Raw genomic sequence first — 14321 nt, 5'->3', positions numbered from 1 at the left:
TGATGAGCACGGCACCGGGGACGCTCGACCGCATCCGCGAGATCCGGCTGCGCAGCGTGCGCCTGCCGCTGCCCACCCCGATCAGCGACGCCAAGGTGCTCACCGGGCGGCAGCGGCCGATGACCGAGGTCGCGATGCTGTTCGCCGAGGTGTCCACCACCGACGGGCTGACCGGGCTCGGCTTCGGCTACGCCAAGCGCGCAGGCGGCCCGGCCCAGTTCGCGCACGCGCACGAGGTGGCTCCCGTGCTGATCGGGCAGGACCCCAACGACATCGCCCGGCTGTGGACGGCGATGGTGTGGGCGGGCGCCTCGGTCGGGCGCAGCGGGGCGGCCACCCAGGCCATCGCGGCGATCGACAACGCGCTGTGGGACCTCAAGGCCAGGCGGGCCGGGCTGTCGCTGGCCAAGCTGCTCGGCGCGCACCGCGACACCGTGCGCTGCTACAACACCTCGGGCGGGTTCCTGCACACGCCGGTCGAGGGCCTGCTGGACAACGCCGACGAGTCGCTGCAGCGCGGCCTCGGCGGTCTCAAGCTCAAGGTCGGCCACCCGGAGCCGGGCGTCGACCTGGCCCGGGTCGCCGCGGTGCGCGGCCACGTCGGGCCGGACGTGCCGCTCATGGTCGACGCCAACCAGCAGTGGGACCGCGCCACCGCGCTGCGCATGGGCCGGGCGCTGGAGCAGTTCGACCTGGTGTGGATCGAGGAGCCGCTCGACGCCTACGACGCCGCCGGGCACGCCCGGCTCGCCGACGCGCTGGACACCCCGATCGCCTCGGGGGAGATGCTGACCAGCGTGCGCGAGCACGTCGAGCTGATCCGGGCGGGCGCGGTGGACACCATCCAGCCCGACGCGCCGCGCATCGGCGGCATCACCCAGTTCACGACCCTGATGGTGCTGGCCGACCAGGCCGGCCTCGCGCTGGCCCCGCACTACGCCATGGAGCTGCACGTCCACCTGGCCGCGGCCTACCCGGGCGAGCCGTGGGTGGAGCACTTCGACTGGCTGGAGCCGCTGTTCGTCGAGCGCATCGAGATCGCCGGGGGCCGGATGGTCGTGCCCGACCGGCCCGGCGTCGGCCTGACCCTCAGCGACCGCGTGCCCGGGTGGACGGTGGCCGACGCGACGGTCGGGGCGAACGGGTGAGCGGGCGCAGCGGGGGAGAGCGGTGAGCCGGCCCCGCCGGGCCGACGCCCTGGTCGCCGCGCTGCTGGCCGAGATGCGGGAGGGCGTCGTGCGGCCGGGCGCGAAGCTGCCCACCGAGAGCGAGCTGGCCGCCCGGCACGGGGTCAGCCGCACGGTCGTGCGGGAGGCCATCACGCAGCTGCAGACCGCCGGGATCGTGCGCACCCACCAGGGCCGGGGCAGCTTCGTGCTGGCCCCGCCCGACTCCGGCGAGTTCCGCGTCGAGACCGGGGGCGGCGACGACCGGACGGGCCTGGGCGAGGCCCGCGAGCTGCTGGAGTTCCGCACGGCAGTGGAGGTGGAGGCGGCCGGGCTGGCCGCGCTGCGGCGCACTCCCGAGCAGCTGGCCGCCATCGCCGACGCGCTCGCCGAGCTCTCCGCGGGCGCGCGGCACCCGGCCCGCGCCGTGGACGCCGACTACGCCTTCCACCTCGCCGTCGCCCACGCCGCGGGCAACCGGCACTTCCCCGCGCTGCTGGGCTCGCTGGGCCGGGGGATGCTGGCGATCCCGCACGAGCGCCTGGCCGCCTCCGCCGAGCGGATCGCCGTGGTGCACGCCGAGCACTCCGCCGTGCACGCCGCCGTCGCCGCGGGTGACCCGCTGGCCGCCGGGGCGGCGATGCGCACCCACCTCGCGAACTCCGCGCGCCGCCTCCAGAGCTCGTGAGTGGAAAACGGGGTTCTGGCCCTGTTCTCCACTCACGACCGTCACCAGGTGGCGAGCTTGCGCTCGAAGGCGGGGTCGAAGCGGCGCATGTAGCCGGTGTCGTCGCGGGAGCGCAGGCCGCAGGCCAGGTACCGCTCGTGCAGCGCACCGAGGGCGTCCTCGTCGAGCTCGACGCCCAGGCCCGGGCCCGCGGGCACCGCGACCGCGCCGTCGACGAACCGCAGCGCGCCCGGCCGGACCACGTCCTCGGTCTTCCACGGCCAGTGCGTGTCGCAGGCGTGGGTGAGGTTCGGTGTGGCCGCGCCCAGGTGGGTCATGGCCGCGAGCGAGATGCCCAGGTGCGAGTTGGAGTGCATGGACAGGCCCAACCCGAACGTGTCGCAGGTGCCGGCGAGCAGCTGCGAGCGGCGCAGCCCGCCCCAGAAGTGGTGGTCGCCCAGCACCACCTGCACCGCGCCCGCCGCGACCGCCGGGGGCAGCTGGTCGAACGCCACGACAGCCATGTTGGTGGCCAGCGGCATCGGCGCCGCCGCGGCGACGGCGGCCATCCCGTCGATGCCGGGCACCGGGTCCTCCAGGTACTCCACCAGCCCGTCGAGCGCCTTCGCGACGCGGATGCCCGTCTCCACGGTCCACGCGGCGTTGGGGTCGAGCCGCAGCGGCGTGCCGGGGAACGCCGCGGCCAGCGCGCGCACGGCCTCGACCTCCTCGTCGGGCGGCAGCACGCCGCCCTTGAGCTTGATCGCGGTGAAGCCCCAGCCCTCGACCATGCGCCGGGCCTGCGCGACGAGCTGGTCGGGGGTGAGCGCCTCGCCCCACCCGTCGGCGTCGGCGCCGGGATGGCCCGCCCACTTGTAGAACAGGTAGGCGCTGTAGGGCACGGCGTCGCGCACGCGCCCACCCAGCAGGTCGACGACCGGCAGCCCGAGCGCGCGACCTTGCAGGTCCAGGCAGGCCACCTCGAACGGCGCGAGCACCCGGTCGACGGTGCTCGCCCCGGTGATCATCCCGGCCACCCCGTCGCCGCCCGCGCCGCCGCCGCGGGCCAGCACGTCGGCGACGACGCGGCGCAGTGCGGTCGTCGCGAACGGGTCCGACCCGGGCAGCGCCGCGGCGACCGCGGCCAGCCGCCGCAGGTGGACCTCGTCGGCGTAGGTCTCGCCCAGGCCCTCCAGCCCGTCGTCGGTGCGCACGCGCACGACGGCGCGCAGCGCGAACGGCTCGTGCACGCCCACCGCGTTGAGCAGCGGCGGGTCGGCGAACGCGACCGGGACGACCTCGACGCGGCTGATCCGGCGGGCGTTCACCGCCGCTCCTCCGACTCGACCCTGCCGCCCGCCTCGGGCCGGCCCGCCCCGGCCGCCGCGCGGCGGCGGGCCAGCAGCACCTTCCCGAGCGGCAGCAGCACCACCAGCGCCACGGTCAGCGCGAGCAGCCCGCCGGACACCGGCCGGGTCAGGAAGCCGGTCGGGTCGCCGCCGAAGATCCGCAGCGACTGCCGCACGCTGGTCTCCATCAGGCTGCCCAGCACGAACGCCAGCACCAGCGGGCCGGGCTCGAAGCCGGACTTCTTCATCAGGTAGCCGAGGAACCCGAACACGATCACCAGCACCACGTCGAACACGCTGTTCTGCACGGTGAAGGCGCCGAACACGGTGACCAGCGCGGTGATCGGGGCCAGGATCGAGGCGCGGACCCGCAGGATCCGCACGAACACCCCGACCAGCGGCAGGCTCAGCACCAGCAGGATGACGTTGCCGACGTACATCGAGTTGACCACGCCCCAGAACAGCTCCGGGTGCTGGTCGACCAGCGTCGGCCCGGGGACGATGCCCTGCAGCAGCAGTGCCCCGAAGATGATCGCCATCGTGGCGTTGGCCGGGATGCCCAGGGTCAGCAGCGGGATGAACGACGACGTCGCCGCGGCGTTGTTGGCCGTCTCCGGCCCGGCCACGCCCTCGACCGCGCCCCGGCCGAACCGCTCGGGCGTGCGTGAGCGGCGCTTCTCCACCGCGTAGGCGACCAGCGAGGACAGCACCGCGCCGCCGCCGGGCAGCACCCCGAGCACGAACCCGATGACCGAACCGCGGCCGAACGCGCCCCGGGCCTGCGCCAGGTCGCGCCGCCCGGGGTAGACCCGGCCCACCGGCAGCGGCTCGCCCGGGCCCCGGCCCCGCGCGTCGAGGTTGTAGAGGATCTCGCCCAGCCCGAACAGCCCCATCGCGATCGGCACGAAGTCCAGGCCGTCGGCCAGGGCCAGGTTGTCGAAGGTGAACCGGGTGGTCCCGGTGAACGAGTCGCGCCCGACCGTGGCCAGCAGCAGCCCCACCCCGGCCGCGACCAGGCACTTGACCGAGCCGCCGGTGCCGATCGTGGACACCAGCAGGATGCCCAGCAGCGCGAGCACGGCGTACTCGGGCGGGCCGAAGCTCAGCGCGACCCCGGCGACCAGCGGCGCGACCAGGGTGAGCCCGACGACCGAGACGGTGCCGCCGATGAACGACCCGATCGCGGCGATGCCCAGCGCCGTGCCCGCCCGGCCCTGGCGGGCCATCTGGTAGCCGTCGAACACGGTGACCACCGAGGACGCCTCGCCGGGCAGGCGCAGCAGCACGGAGGTGATGGTGCCGCCGTACTGGGCGCCGTAGAAGATGCCGGCCAGCATGATGATCGCCGCGACCGGCTCGATGCCGTAGGTGATCGGCAGCAGGATCGCGATGGTGGCCGCCGGGCCCAGCCCGGGCAGCACCCCGATCAGCATGCCGACGAGCGCGCCCAGCAGGCAGTACAGCAGGTTCTCCGGCTGCAGCACGACGGCGAAGCCGTCCAGCACGGGGCCGAGGTCCACGGGGGTCCCTCCCGGATCGGGTGCGGGTCAGATCAGGTGGGGGAGCGGCACGTCGAACAGCTGGACGAACAGCAGCCACAGCACGGCGGTCAGCACGACCGCGACCACCGTCGAGAGCAGCCAGCCCTCCCGCCCGAGGACCTTCAGCCAGACGAAGGCGACCAGCACGGTCGGCAGCTCGAAGCCGACGTAGGGCATGGCCAGCACCAGCGCGAGCAGTGTGGCCACGGCCAGCAGGACGGGCAGCGTGCCGCTGGTCAGGGCCTCGGCGTCGTGGAAGCGGCGCCCGCCGACCAGCAGCACCACCGACATGGCGACCAGCCCGGCGCAGACGATCGCCGGCCACAGGCCGGGCCCGGGCGCGGTGACCGAGCCCAGGCCCATCGCCAGCGACAGCGCCAGCCCGCCGGCCCCGATCACCAGCGGGACGACCGCGGCGAGTGCGTTGGCGAGGTAGCCGGCCGGCGGGGCCGACGGCTCGTCGGGGACCTCCTCCGCGGCCGCCGCGACGGCGGTCGGCTCGGGCACGGGCGGGTCGGCGGGCCGGTCGCCGCCCGGCCCGCCCGCCGGCTGCACGGCGCGGCTCGCGCGCCGGCTGCGGATCACCATCGGTGGTCTCCTCGGGTGGCGCCGGCCTACGGGGTGATGCCGGCGGCCTTGATCGCGGCCCCGTAGCGCTCGCGGTCGGCCTGCAGGTTGGCCGCGGTGGTGGCCGCGTCGGTCTCGTCGGCGGTGATGTAGCTCTGCGCGATGAAGTCCTGGTAGCCGGGGTCGGCGAAGGTGGTCCTCAGGGCTTCGGCCAGCTTCGCGACCGTGGCCTCCGGCGTGCCCTTCGGTACCCAGACGAACCGACTCTGGTCGACCACGACGTCGTGGCCCTGCTCGGTGGCCGTGGGGGTGTCGGGCAGGAACGGGCTGCGCTGCTCGCCGAACGTCGCGATCGGCACGAACGCGCCCGACTGGATGTGCGGCATCGCCTCGAGCACCTGCACCGAGGCCACGTCGACCTGGCTGCCCAGCAGCGCGGTCACCGCGGGCGCCCCGCCCTCGAACGGCACGTCGGCGCTCTGGATGCCGAGCCGGTCGAACAGCAGCCGCTGCGAGAGCTGACCGCCGGTGCCGACGCCGGAGGTGCCGTAGTTGATGGTGCGCCCGGCCGCGACGATGTCGGCGATCGAGGCGAAGCCGCCCGCGGAGTTGGCCACCAGCACGTAGTCCTCGCGCCCGACCCCGGTGACCAGCTGGACGTCGTCGACGGACAGGGCCTCGTCGGGGGAGACGAAGTGCGGGGTGATGGTCATCAGCGAGCCGGAGGTCAGCATGAACTGCTGCCCGTCCGGCGCGCTGTTCATCAGCTCGCCCGCCGCCACGGCCCCGTTCGCGCCCGGCTTGTTGAGCACGGTCACGGTGGCCCCGAGCGGGCCTTCCAGCACCTCGGCGACCTTGCGGGCGAGCAGGTCGGTCGAACCGCCCGCGGACGCCCCGACGATCAGCTCGACCGGGCCCGAGGGGTACTCCTGCCCGGAGTCGGCGGAGACGGCACCGTTCTGCACGCCGGAGCAGGCGCCCAGCGCGGCGCAGGCGAGCACGGCGCTCAGCGCCGCGCCGACCCGCCGGATGCCGCTGCGCCCCGGTCGGCGCCCATGTCGGTCTGCCACGGGATTCTCCTTTGAACTCGTGTCGGTGGCGCATGGCCACCCGCCGCGAGGCCGGGGGCCCGGCGATCGCCACGTACAGTAAGGAGCCCGTGAATGCCTGTCTAACGCAACTTCGGCATCAACTGATACCTTTCACGCATCATGCTCTCGCTGGATCAGGTCCGCAGCTTCACCGTCGTCGCCGAGGAACTGCACTTCGGCCGGGCCGCCGAGCGGCTGAAGATGACCCAGCCCCCGCTCAGCCGCCAGATCCAGAAGCTCGAGCGCGCCGTGGGCGTGACGCTGCTGGAGCGCGACAACCGCTCGGTCCGGCTCACCCCGGCGGGCGAGGCGTTCCTGGTCGAGGCGCGCCGGCTGCTGGCGCTGGCCGACGCCGCGCCCGGATCGGCCCGGCGGATCGCCGAGGGCTGGGCCGGGCGGCTGGCGATCGGGTTCACCGCCACGGTCGCGCTGGAGGTGCTCGGTCCGCTGGTGCGCCAGATCGACGAGCTGATGCCCGACGTCGAGGTCGAGCTCAGCGAGGGGGTGAGCGCCAGCCAGCTGGCCGGGCTGCAGGACGGCCGGCTCGACCTGGGCCTGCTGCGCCTGCCGCCCCGCGGCGACCACTACCGCAGCCGGCTGGTGCACCGGGAGCGGCTGCTGCTCGCGGTGCCCGCCGGGCACCGGCTCGGCGCGGCCACCGGGGCGCTGGCCGTCTCCGAGCTGGACGGCCTGGACATGATCACGTACTCGGTCAGCGACGCGAAGTACTTCCACGACCTGGTGACCACCGTGCTGGCCAACGTGCACGTCCGCTCGACGCACCGCGTCACCCAGGTGCACTCGATGATGGCCCTGGTCGCGGCGGCGCGCGGGCTGGCCGTCGTGCCCGCCTCGGCGCACCACCTGCGGATGGACGGCGTGGTGCTGCGCCCGCTGGCCGGCTGGGACCGGGAGGTCGTGGAGCTGCGCGCGGTGTGGCGGCACGACGTGCAGAACCCCGTGCTCACCCGGGTTCTCGACGCGCTCGACGCGCTGCGGCCCGTCGAGCCGGCCGCGTCCTGACCCCGATCGTCATGCCGCGGGCGCATCATTCGATGCCGAGAAGCACTTAGACGGGTATCGGGCCCGGACCTACAGTGGCGCCGTCATCGCCGTGGACCCCGGAGGTAGGCCCCCGTGCCCGAACTCGCCCCGACCGAACTGGCCGCGCAGCTCGGCGCCGGGCTGCTGTCGTTCCCGGTCACGCACTTCCGCCCCGACCTGGAGTTCGACGAGCCGGCCTACCGCGCGCACCTGGGCTGGCTGGCCGGCCATGACGTGGCCGGGCTGTTCGCCGCCGGGGGCACCGGCGAGTTCTTCTCGCTGTCCGCCGCCGAGGTCGACCGGGTCGTGCGGGCCGCGGTCGACGAGGTCGCCGGGGCGGTGCCGGTGCTCGCCCCGGCCGGGCGCGGCACGGTGGAGGCCGTCGGGCAGGCCAGGGCGGCCGAGGCCGCGGGGGCCTCGGGGGTGCTGCTGTTCCCGCCCTACCTCACCGAGGCCTCCGAGGAGGGGATCGTGGCGCACGTGAAGGCGGTGTGCGCGGCCACCGGGCTGGGCGTCGTCTTCTACAACCGCGCCAACGCCCGCATCGGGGTGAGCGCGCTGGCCGAGCTGGCCGACAGCTGCCCCAACCTGGTCGGGTTCAAGGACGGCGTCGGCGACATCGAGCTGATGACGCGGGTCTACGCGCGCATGGGCGAGCGGTTCACCTACATCGGCGGGCTGCCCACCGCGGAGACGTTCGCGCTGCCCTACCTGCAGCTCGGCGTCACCACCTACTCGTCGGCGATCTTCAACTTCGTGCCCCGGTTCGCCCTGGACTTCTACGCCGACGTCCGCGCGGGCGACCGCGACGCCGTCTACCGCAAGCTCAACGGCTTCGTCCTGCCCTACCTGGACATCCGCGACCGCCGCAAGGGCTACGCGGTCTCCATCATCAAGGCCGGGCTGACCGCGGTCGGCCGCGGCGGCGGGCCCGTGCGCCCACCGCTGACCGACCTGACGGCCGCGGAGCTGACCGCGCTGACCGCGCTCGTCGAGCGCATCGCGACCCCGGCGGCGCGGGCGTGAGCGGGCGGCTGACCGGGGCCATGCTGGTGGCGGGCGAGCCGGTCGTGGGCACCGAGGGGGAGGTGCGCGCGGTCGACCCGGCCACCGGTGCCGCGCTCGAGCCCGCCTTCGGCGCCGGCGGCGCGGCAGAGGTCGAGCGGGCCGCGCGGGCGGCCGAGGAGGCCTTCGACACCTACCGCGCCACCAGCCCCCAGGAGCGCGCCGCGTTCCTGGAGCGCATCGCCGACGCCGTCGAGGGCCTCGGCGACGAGCTGGTCGAGCGCGCGCGGGCGGAGAGCGGACTGCCCGAGGCCCGGCTGCGCACCGAGCGCGGGCGCACCACCGGCCAGCTGCGGCTGTTCGCCGAGGTGCTGCGCGAAGGCAGCAGCACGGGCGTGCGCATCGACCCCGCCCGGCCCGACCGCGAGCCCGCGCCCCGCCCCGACGTGCGGCAGCGGCGCGTCCCGGTCGGCCCGGTCGCGGTGTTCGGCTCCAGCAACTTCCCGCTGGCCTTCTCCAACGCCGGCGGCGACACCGCGTCCGCGCTGGCCGCGGGCTGCCCGGTGGTGGTCAAGGCGCACAACGCGCACCCGGGCACCGGGATGCTGGTGGCGGGGGCGGTGGCCGAGGCGGTCGCGGCCAGCGGGCTGCCCGGCGGGGTCTACTCCTCGCTGATCGGCGCGGGCACGGAGATCGGCGCGGCGCTCGTCGGCCACCCGCTGATCGCCGCGGTGGGCTTCACCGGCTCGCGGGCCGGTGGGTTGGCGCTGCTGGCCGTGGCCCAGGCGCGCCCGCAGCCCATCCCGGTGTACGCCGAGATGAGCAGCATCAACCCCGTCTACCTGTTCCCCGACCGGCTCACCGACGACGTCGCGACCGGGTTCGTCGGCTCGCTCACCCTGGGCGCCGGGCAGTTCTGCACCAACCCCGGACTGGTGTTCGTGCCGCGCGGCGGCGCAGGCGACCGGTTCGTCGCCACCGTCGGCGCCCAGGTGGGCGCGGCGGCCGGGCAGACCATGCTCACCGCCGGCATCGGCCGGGCGTTCGTCGACGCCGCGGCGCGGGTCGCCGCGGTGGCGGGCGTGCGCGAGGTCGGACGCGGCAGCGCGGGCCCGACCGGGAACGCCCCGGCCCCGGCGGTCTTCGAGGTCGACGTGCGCGACTTCCTGGCCCGACCCGAGCTGCAGGCCGAGATGTTCGGCGCGGCCGCGCTGATCGTCCGCCACGACGGCGTCGACGACCTGCTGGCGGCCACCCGGGCGCTGGAGGGCCAGCTCACCGCCACCGTGCACGCCGCCCCCGCCGAGTACGCCGACGTCGCCCGGCTGCTGCCGGCGCTGGAGCGCAGGGCCGGGCGGATCGTCTTCGGCGGCTGGCCCACCGGCGTCGAGGTCAACCACGCGATGGTGCACGGCGGTCCGTTCCCCGCCACCTCCGACGGCCGCACGACCTCGGTCGGCACCCTGGCGATCGAGCGGTTCCTGCGCCCGGTCGCCTACCAGGACCTGCCCGCCGAGCTGCTGCCCGAGCCCGTCCACCCGGACAACCCGTGGCGCCAGCTGCGCCGGGTCGACGGCCGGATCGAGGGGCTCGCGTGAGCGGACCGGTCGTCGAGTCCGTCGAGGTCGTGCCCGTCGCCGGGCACGACAGCATGCTGCTCAACCTCAGCGGCGCGCACGGACCGTTCTTCACCCGCACCGTCGTGCTGCTCACCGACAGCGCCGGGCGCACCGGGCTGGGGGAGACCCCCGGCGGCGCGCCCATCCGGGAGACGATCGAGCAGGCCGCGGCGGGGCTGGTCGGGCAGCCGGTCGCGCGGTACCGGTCGCTGCTGCGCGGGGTGGTCGAGCGCTTCGGCCACCGCGACGCCACCGGGCGCGGCGAGCAGACCTTCGACCTGCGCACCGCCGTGCACGCCGTCACCGCGCTGGAGTCCGCCCTGCTCGACCTGGCCGGTCGGCACCTCGGCGTGCCCGTGGCCGAGCTGCTCGGCGACGGGCGGGTGCGCGACCGCGTCCCGGTGCTGGGCTACCTCTTCTACGTCGGCGACCGCACCCGCACCGACCTGCCCTACGCCGCAGGGGAGCCCGACGGCGACGGCTGGGCCCGCATCCGCCGCGACCCCGCCCTCGACCCGGACTCCGTGGTCCGGCTGGCCGAGGCGGCCGCGGCGCGCTACGGCTTCCGCGACTTCAAGCTCAAGGGCGGGGTGCTCGCCGGCGACGCCGAGGCCGACGCGGTCACCGCGCTCAAGGACCGGTTCCCCGGCGCCCGCGTCACGCTCGACCCGAACGGCGCGTGGACGCTGGCCGAGGCCGTGCGGCTCGGCCGCCGGCTGCGCCACGTCCTGGCCTACGCCGAGGACCCGTGCGGGCGGGAGGGCGCCTTCTCCGGCCGGGAGACCATGGCCGAGTTCCGCCGCGCCACCGGCCTGCCCACCGCCACCAACATGATCGCCACCAGCTGGCGGGAGCTGCAGCACGCGGTCAAGGCCGACGCCGTGGACATCCCGCTGGCCGACCCGCACTTCTGGACGATGGCCGGCTCCGTGCGGGTCGCGCAGCTCTGCGCGGAGTGGGGCCTGACCTGGGGCTCGCACTCCAACAACCACTTCGACGTCTCGCTGGCGATGCTGGCCCACGTCGGCGCGGCCGCGCCGGGGCCGATCACCGCGCTGGACACGCACTGGATATGGCAGGACGGCGAGCACCTGCTCACCGACCCGCCCCGCATCCGCGACGGGCACCTCGAGGTCCCCGCCGGGCCCGGCCTCGGCGTCACCATCGACCGGGCCGCGCTCGACCGCGCCCACCGGCTGTACCTCGACCACGGCCTCGGCGCCCGCGACGACGCCGTGGCCATGCGCTACCTCGTCGAGGACTGGGCGTTCGACCCGAAGCGCCCCGCACTCGTCCGCTGACCGCCTCCCCCCGCCCCGGCCAGCCGGCGGCGGCGCTGCGCGGCCATGCGCACCGGCGCGTCGGTCGCGGCGTGCCCGTCGTAGCCGGGGGAGCGCTGCACGACCTGCAGGAACACCCGCCCGCCGAGCAGCTCGGTGGCGAAGTGGCGGTACTCGCCGCCGGCGTCGCGGTCGTACATGACGCCGAGCTCGCGCAGCTCGGCGAGCAGGTCGGGGTCGAGCGCGTAGCGGGCGTCGAGGTCGTCGTAGTAGTTGTCCCCGATGTCGAGCAGCGGCGCCCCGGCGGCGCGGGCCGCGCGGGCGGTGCCCAGCGCGTCGGTCGTGCCGAACGCGATGTACTGCGGGTCGGGCACCCCCGGCGCCCACCCGCCGCGGCGCAGCAGGCTGGCGGTGAGCACCAGCCGCACCCCGCCCGCGGTGACCACCCGGTCGCGCACCACGCCGAACGGGGCGGCGATCTCCGCGGTGGGCTCGGGCTCCATGCCCAGCACCGCGCGGTAGAACAGCGCGGCCTCGTCGAACTGGTCGTAGGGCTGGGCGAGGGCCACGTGGTCGATCCCGTGCACGAACCCGGCCCCGGTGCCGCCCGCCCCGGTGCCGCCCGCCCCGGGCGCGGCCACGAAGTCGGTGCGCCAGCCGTCGGGGGAGTCGGTGCGGCAGAAGAACACCGAGGTGCCGTCGGGGGCGGCGACCGCGGCGAGGTCGGCCTCGGCCGGTCCGCGCCTGCGCGGCAGCAGCGGGGCGTGCAGCGCGGCGGCGCGCGCCGCCGAGCGCGGCGGGTCGGCCGACTCCAGGCCCAGCGCGGCGATCTCGGAACCGGCCGCGGGCGGCCCGGTGTTGAGCAGCACCCGCGCCCCGCCCTGCTCGAACAGCTCGACCGGCTTGCTGCGGTGCCGCCCGGAGCGGACGAAGCCGAGCGCCTCCAGCGCGCCGGCGATGCGCGCGGCCCCGGCGTCGTCGGCGGCGATCTCGGTGAAGGCGTGCCCGGTGAGCGCGGGCGGTGCCGGGGGCCGGACGGCGACGGTGCCGTCGGGCGGGGCCGCGCGGCGCACGAGCTGCTCGCGCAGCGCCAGCAGCGAGCGCATCGCGTCGGTCGCGGTGCGCCGCGGGTCGGACTGGCGGTAGACGTCGTTGAAGACCTCCAGCGACAGCGGTCCCGGGTAGCCCGCGCCCAGCACGTGCTCGACGAAGGCGGGCAGGTCGAAGGCGCCCTGGCCGGGGAAGAGCCGATGGTGGCGGCTCCACTGCAGCACGTCCATCCGCAGCCGCGGCGCGTCGGCGAGCTGCAGGAAGAACAGCTTCGCGGCCGGGATCGCGCGGATGCCTGCGGGGTCGGAGCCGCGGGAGAGCACGTGGAAGCTGTCCAGGCACAACCCGAGGGAGGGGTGGTCGGCCCGGCGCACGACGTCCCACGACCCGTCGTAGGTGTCGACGTGGGTGCCCCAGGCCAGCGCCTCGTAGGCGATCCGCAGCCCGCGCGCGTGCGCGCGCTCGGCCAGCGCGTGCAGCTGCTCGGCGATCAGGTCGGGGTCGGCCACCGCGTCCGCGCCGACCGAGGAGCACACCAGCACGGTGTCGGTGCCCAGGCCGGCCATGACGTCGAACTTGCGCTCGGCCCGGCGCAGGTTGGCCGCGAACCGCTCGGGGTCGGTGGAGTCCAGGTCGCGGAAGGGCTGGTAGAGGTCGATCGACAGGCCGAGGTCTGTGCAGCGGGCGCGCACCTCGGCCGGCGGCAGCGGCGAGGCGACGAGGTCGGGCTCGAACAGCTCGACGCCGTCGAACCCGGCCGCCGCCGCGGCGTCGAGCTTGTCCTCCAGCGTGCCGGACAGGCAGACCGTGGCGATCGCGTGCGTCGTCATCCCGCACCTCCCTGTCGCTGTGGGGCCGCCCCGAGCGGTGTGCCGGTGGAGTCCCGGATGACCAGCTGCGATGGCGGCGCCACGTGCAGTGCCGGCCGCCGGTCCTGGCGGGTCGTCAGCGAGTCCAGCAGGATCTCCACCGCGGCCCGACCGACCTGCTCGTGCGGCCCGCCCAGGGTGGTCAGCGCCGGTGTGCACAGGTCGGCGGCGAAGATGTCGTCGAACCCGACGACGCTGACGTCGTCGGGGACCCGGACCGAACGCTGCGCCAGCCGCCGCAGCACCCCGATGGCCAGCAGGTCGTTGTGCGCGATGATCGCGCTGGCCCCGGTGCCGATCGCGGCGTCGGCCGCGGCTCCGCCGCTGGAGACGGTGGGCGCGTAGGGCCCGCTCCGGTGCGCGGTCACGCCCAGCTCGGTGGCGGCGGCGCGGATCGCGGCCCACCGGCTGCCGGCCATCCAGGAGTTGCGGGGTCCGGCCAGGTACACCAGCGAGGTGTGGCCGAGCGAGGCCAGGTGGGCGACCATCTGCCGGCAGCCCTCGCTGTGCTCGACGACCACGCTGGGGACCCCCCGCACCTGCCGGTTGATCAGCACCACCGGCCGGCTCGCGGCCAGCTCGGCCAGGTCGGCGTCGGGCTGGCGGCTGGCGGCCAGCAGGAAGCCGTCGACCGACCGGGCGACCCGGCGGATCTGCTCCTGCTCGATGCGCGGCGACTCCTCCGCGTTGACCAGCACGAGGGTGTACTCGGCGGCCTTGGCGCGCATCTCGGCGCCGCGGATCAGCTCGAAGAAGTGCGGGTTGGTGATGTCGGAGACGACCATGGCGACGGTCTGGGTCCGGTTGGACGTCAGGGCCCTGGCGTGCGGGTTCGGTTCGTAGCCGAGCTCGCGGGCGACCTCCAGTACGCGCGTGCGCGTCGCCTCCCCGACCCGCGCCGGGTTGGTGAAAGCCCGCGAGACCGTCGATGTGGCGACGCCGGCCGATCGGGCCACGTCGTAGATGGTCGGACCGGACACCCCCCCATCACAGTGCGGTCACGAGGTTTTGGCAACCCTTGGCAACCGGTTGTCACCCTTGACGCGCTTCTTTACGGTCCGACCCCAGGTCGT

General features: G+C 75.3%; 12 protein-coding genes. 6 read left to right on the top strand and 6 right to left on the bottom strand.

Annotated elements, in window-relative coordinates:
• Window positions 1-2 precede the first annotated feature (2 nt).
• A complete protein-coding gene (locus KDL28_RS01865; protein WP_252435381.1) occupies window positions 3-1148 on the top strand; it encodes an L-talarate/galactarate dehydratase in 1146 nt (381 codons plus the stop codon).
• A gap of 22 nt (window positions 1149-1170) precedes the next feature.
• On the top strand, window positions 1171-1854 hold the full coding sequence (locus KDL28_RS01860) for a FadR/GntR family transcriptional regulator (protein WP_252435380.1): 684 nt from the start codon (window positions 1171-1173) through the stop codon (window positions 1852-1854).
• Between the two features lie 41 nt (window positions 1855-1895).
• On the opposite strand, the gene KDL28_RS01855 is transcribed toward KDL28_RS01860, so the two are convergent.
• From KDL28_RS01855 to KDL28_RS01840, 4 genes are read right to left on the bottom strand one after another with little or no spacing between them, the layout of a single operon-like run.
• On the bottom strand, window positions 1896-3161 hold the full coding sequence (locus tag KDL28_RS01855) for an enolase C-terminal domain-like protein (RefSeq protein ID WP_252435379.1): 1266 nt from the start codon (window positions 3159-3161) through the stop codon (window positions 1896-1898).
• Window positions 3158-4702: a tripartite tricarboxylate transporter permease gene (locus KDL28_RS01850; RefSeq protein ID WP_252435378.1), complete on the bottom strand. Its 1545-nt coding sequence runs from the start codon at window positions 4700-4702 to the stop codon at window positions 3158-3160. Before KDL28_RS01850 ends, KDL28_RS01855 begins: the two co-directional genes overlap by 4 nt.
• Window positions 4703-4729: 27 nt before the next feature.
• Window positions 4730-5311 (bottom strand): tripartite tricarboxylate transporter TctB family protein, encoded by a 582-nt coding sequence (locus tag KDL28_RS01845; protein WP_252435377.1) that lies wholly within the window; start codon window positions 5309-5311, stop codon window positions 4730-4732.
• Window positions 5312-5337: 26 nt separating this feature from the next.
• On the bottom strand, window positions 5338-6360 hold the full coding sequence (locus tag KDL28_RS01840; RefSeq protein WP_252435376.1) for a tripartite tricarboxylate transporter substrate binding protein: 1023 nt from the start codon (window positions 6358-6360) through the stop codon (window positions 5338-5340).
• 141 nt (window positions 6361-6501) lie between these two features.
• Between KDL28_RS01840 and KDL28_RS01835 the strand changes: the two genes are divergently transcribed.
• From KDL28_RS01835 to KDL28_RS01820, 4 genes are all read left to right on the top strand, one after another.
• Window positions 6502-7404 (top strand): LysR family transcriptional regulator, encoded by a 903-nt coding sequence (locus KDL28_RS01835; protein ID WP_252435375.1) that lies wholly within the window; start codon window positions 6502-6504, stop codon window positions 7402-7404.
• 114 nt (window positions 7405-7518) lie between these two features.
• Entirely contained in the window at window positions 7519-8451 is a 933-nt protein-coding gene (gene kdgD, locus KDL28_RS01830; protein WP_252435374.1) for a 5-dehydro-4-deoxyglucarate dehydratase, read from the top strand.
• Window positions 8448-10028, top strand: coding sequence for an aldehyde dehydrogenase (NADP(+)) (locus tag KDL28_RS01825; RefSeq protein ID WP_308215908.1), 1581 nt, complete (start codon window positions 8448-8450; stop codon window positions 10026-10028). Before kdgD ends, KDL28_RS01825 begins: the two co-directional genes overlap by 4 nt.
• A complete protein-coding gene (locus tag KDL28_RS01820) occupies window positions 10025-11350 on the top strand; it encodes an enolase C-terminal domain-like protein (RefSeq protein ID WP_252435373.1) in 1326 nt (441 codons plus the stop codon). Before KDL28_RS01825 ends, KDL28_RS01820 begins: the two co-directional genes overlap by 4 nt.
• On the opposite strand, the gene KDL28_RS01815 is transcribed toward KDL28_RS01820, so the two are convergent.
• Entirely contained in the window at window positions 11296-13209 is a 1914-nt protein-coding gene (locus tag KDL28_RS01815) for a sugar phosphate isomerase/epimerase and 4-hydroxyphenylpyruvate domain-containing protein (protein ID WP_252435372.1), read from the bottom strand. The two genes, KDL28_RS01820 and KDL28_RS01815, sit on opposite strands and share 55 nt — an antisense overlap.
• Window positions 13206-14228 (bottom strand): LacI family DNA-binding transcriptional regulator, encoded by a 1023-nt coding sequence (locus KDL28_RS01810; protein ID WP_252435370.1) that lies wholly within the window; start codon window positions 14226-14228, stop codon window positions 13206-13208. The genes KDL28_RS01815 and KDL28_RS01810 overlap by 4 nt, the downstream gene beginning before the upstream one ends.
• Between the last annotated feature and the right edge of the window lie 93 nt (window positions 14229-14321).

The organism is Pseudonocardia humida, from assembly GCF_023898865.1.
In the GTDB taxonomy this organism is placed as follows: Bacteria; Actinomycetota; Actinomycetes; order Mycobacteriales; family Pseudonocardiaceae; genus Pseudonocardia; species Pseudonocardia humida.
This window is presented reverse-complemented; position numbering and strand designations above follow the sequence as displayed.

Bases quoted from the DNA above. Each gene is read 5' to 3' on its own strand.
- KDL28_RS01835 (WP_252435375.1), top strand. From the start codon at position 6,502: ATGCTCTCGCTGGATCAGGTCCGCAGCTTCACCGTCGTCGCCGAGGAA.
- KDL28_RS01865 (WP_252435381.1), top strand. From the start codon at position 3: ATGAGCACGGCACCGGGGACGCTCGACCGCATCCGCGAGATCCGGCTG.
- KDL28_RS01815 (WP_252435372.1), bottom strand. From the start codon at position 13,209: ATGACGACGCACGCGATCGCCACGGTCTGCCTGTCCGGCACGCTGGAG.
- KDL28_RS01845 (WP_252435377.1), bottom strand. From the start codon at position 5,311: ATGGTGATCCGCAGCCGGCGCGCGAGCCGCGCCGTGCAGCCGGCGGGC.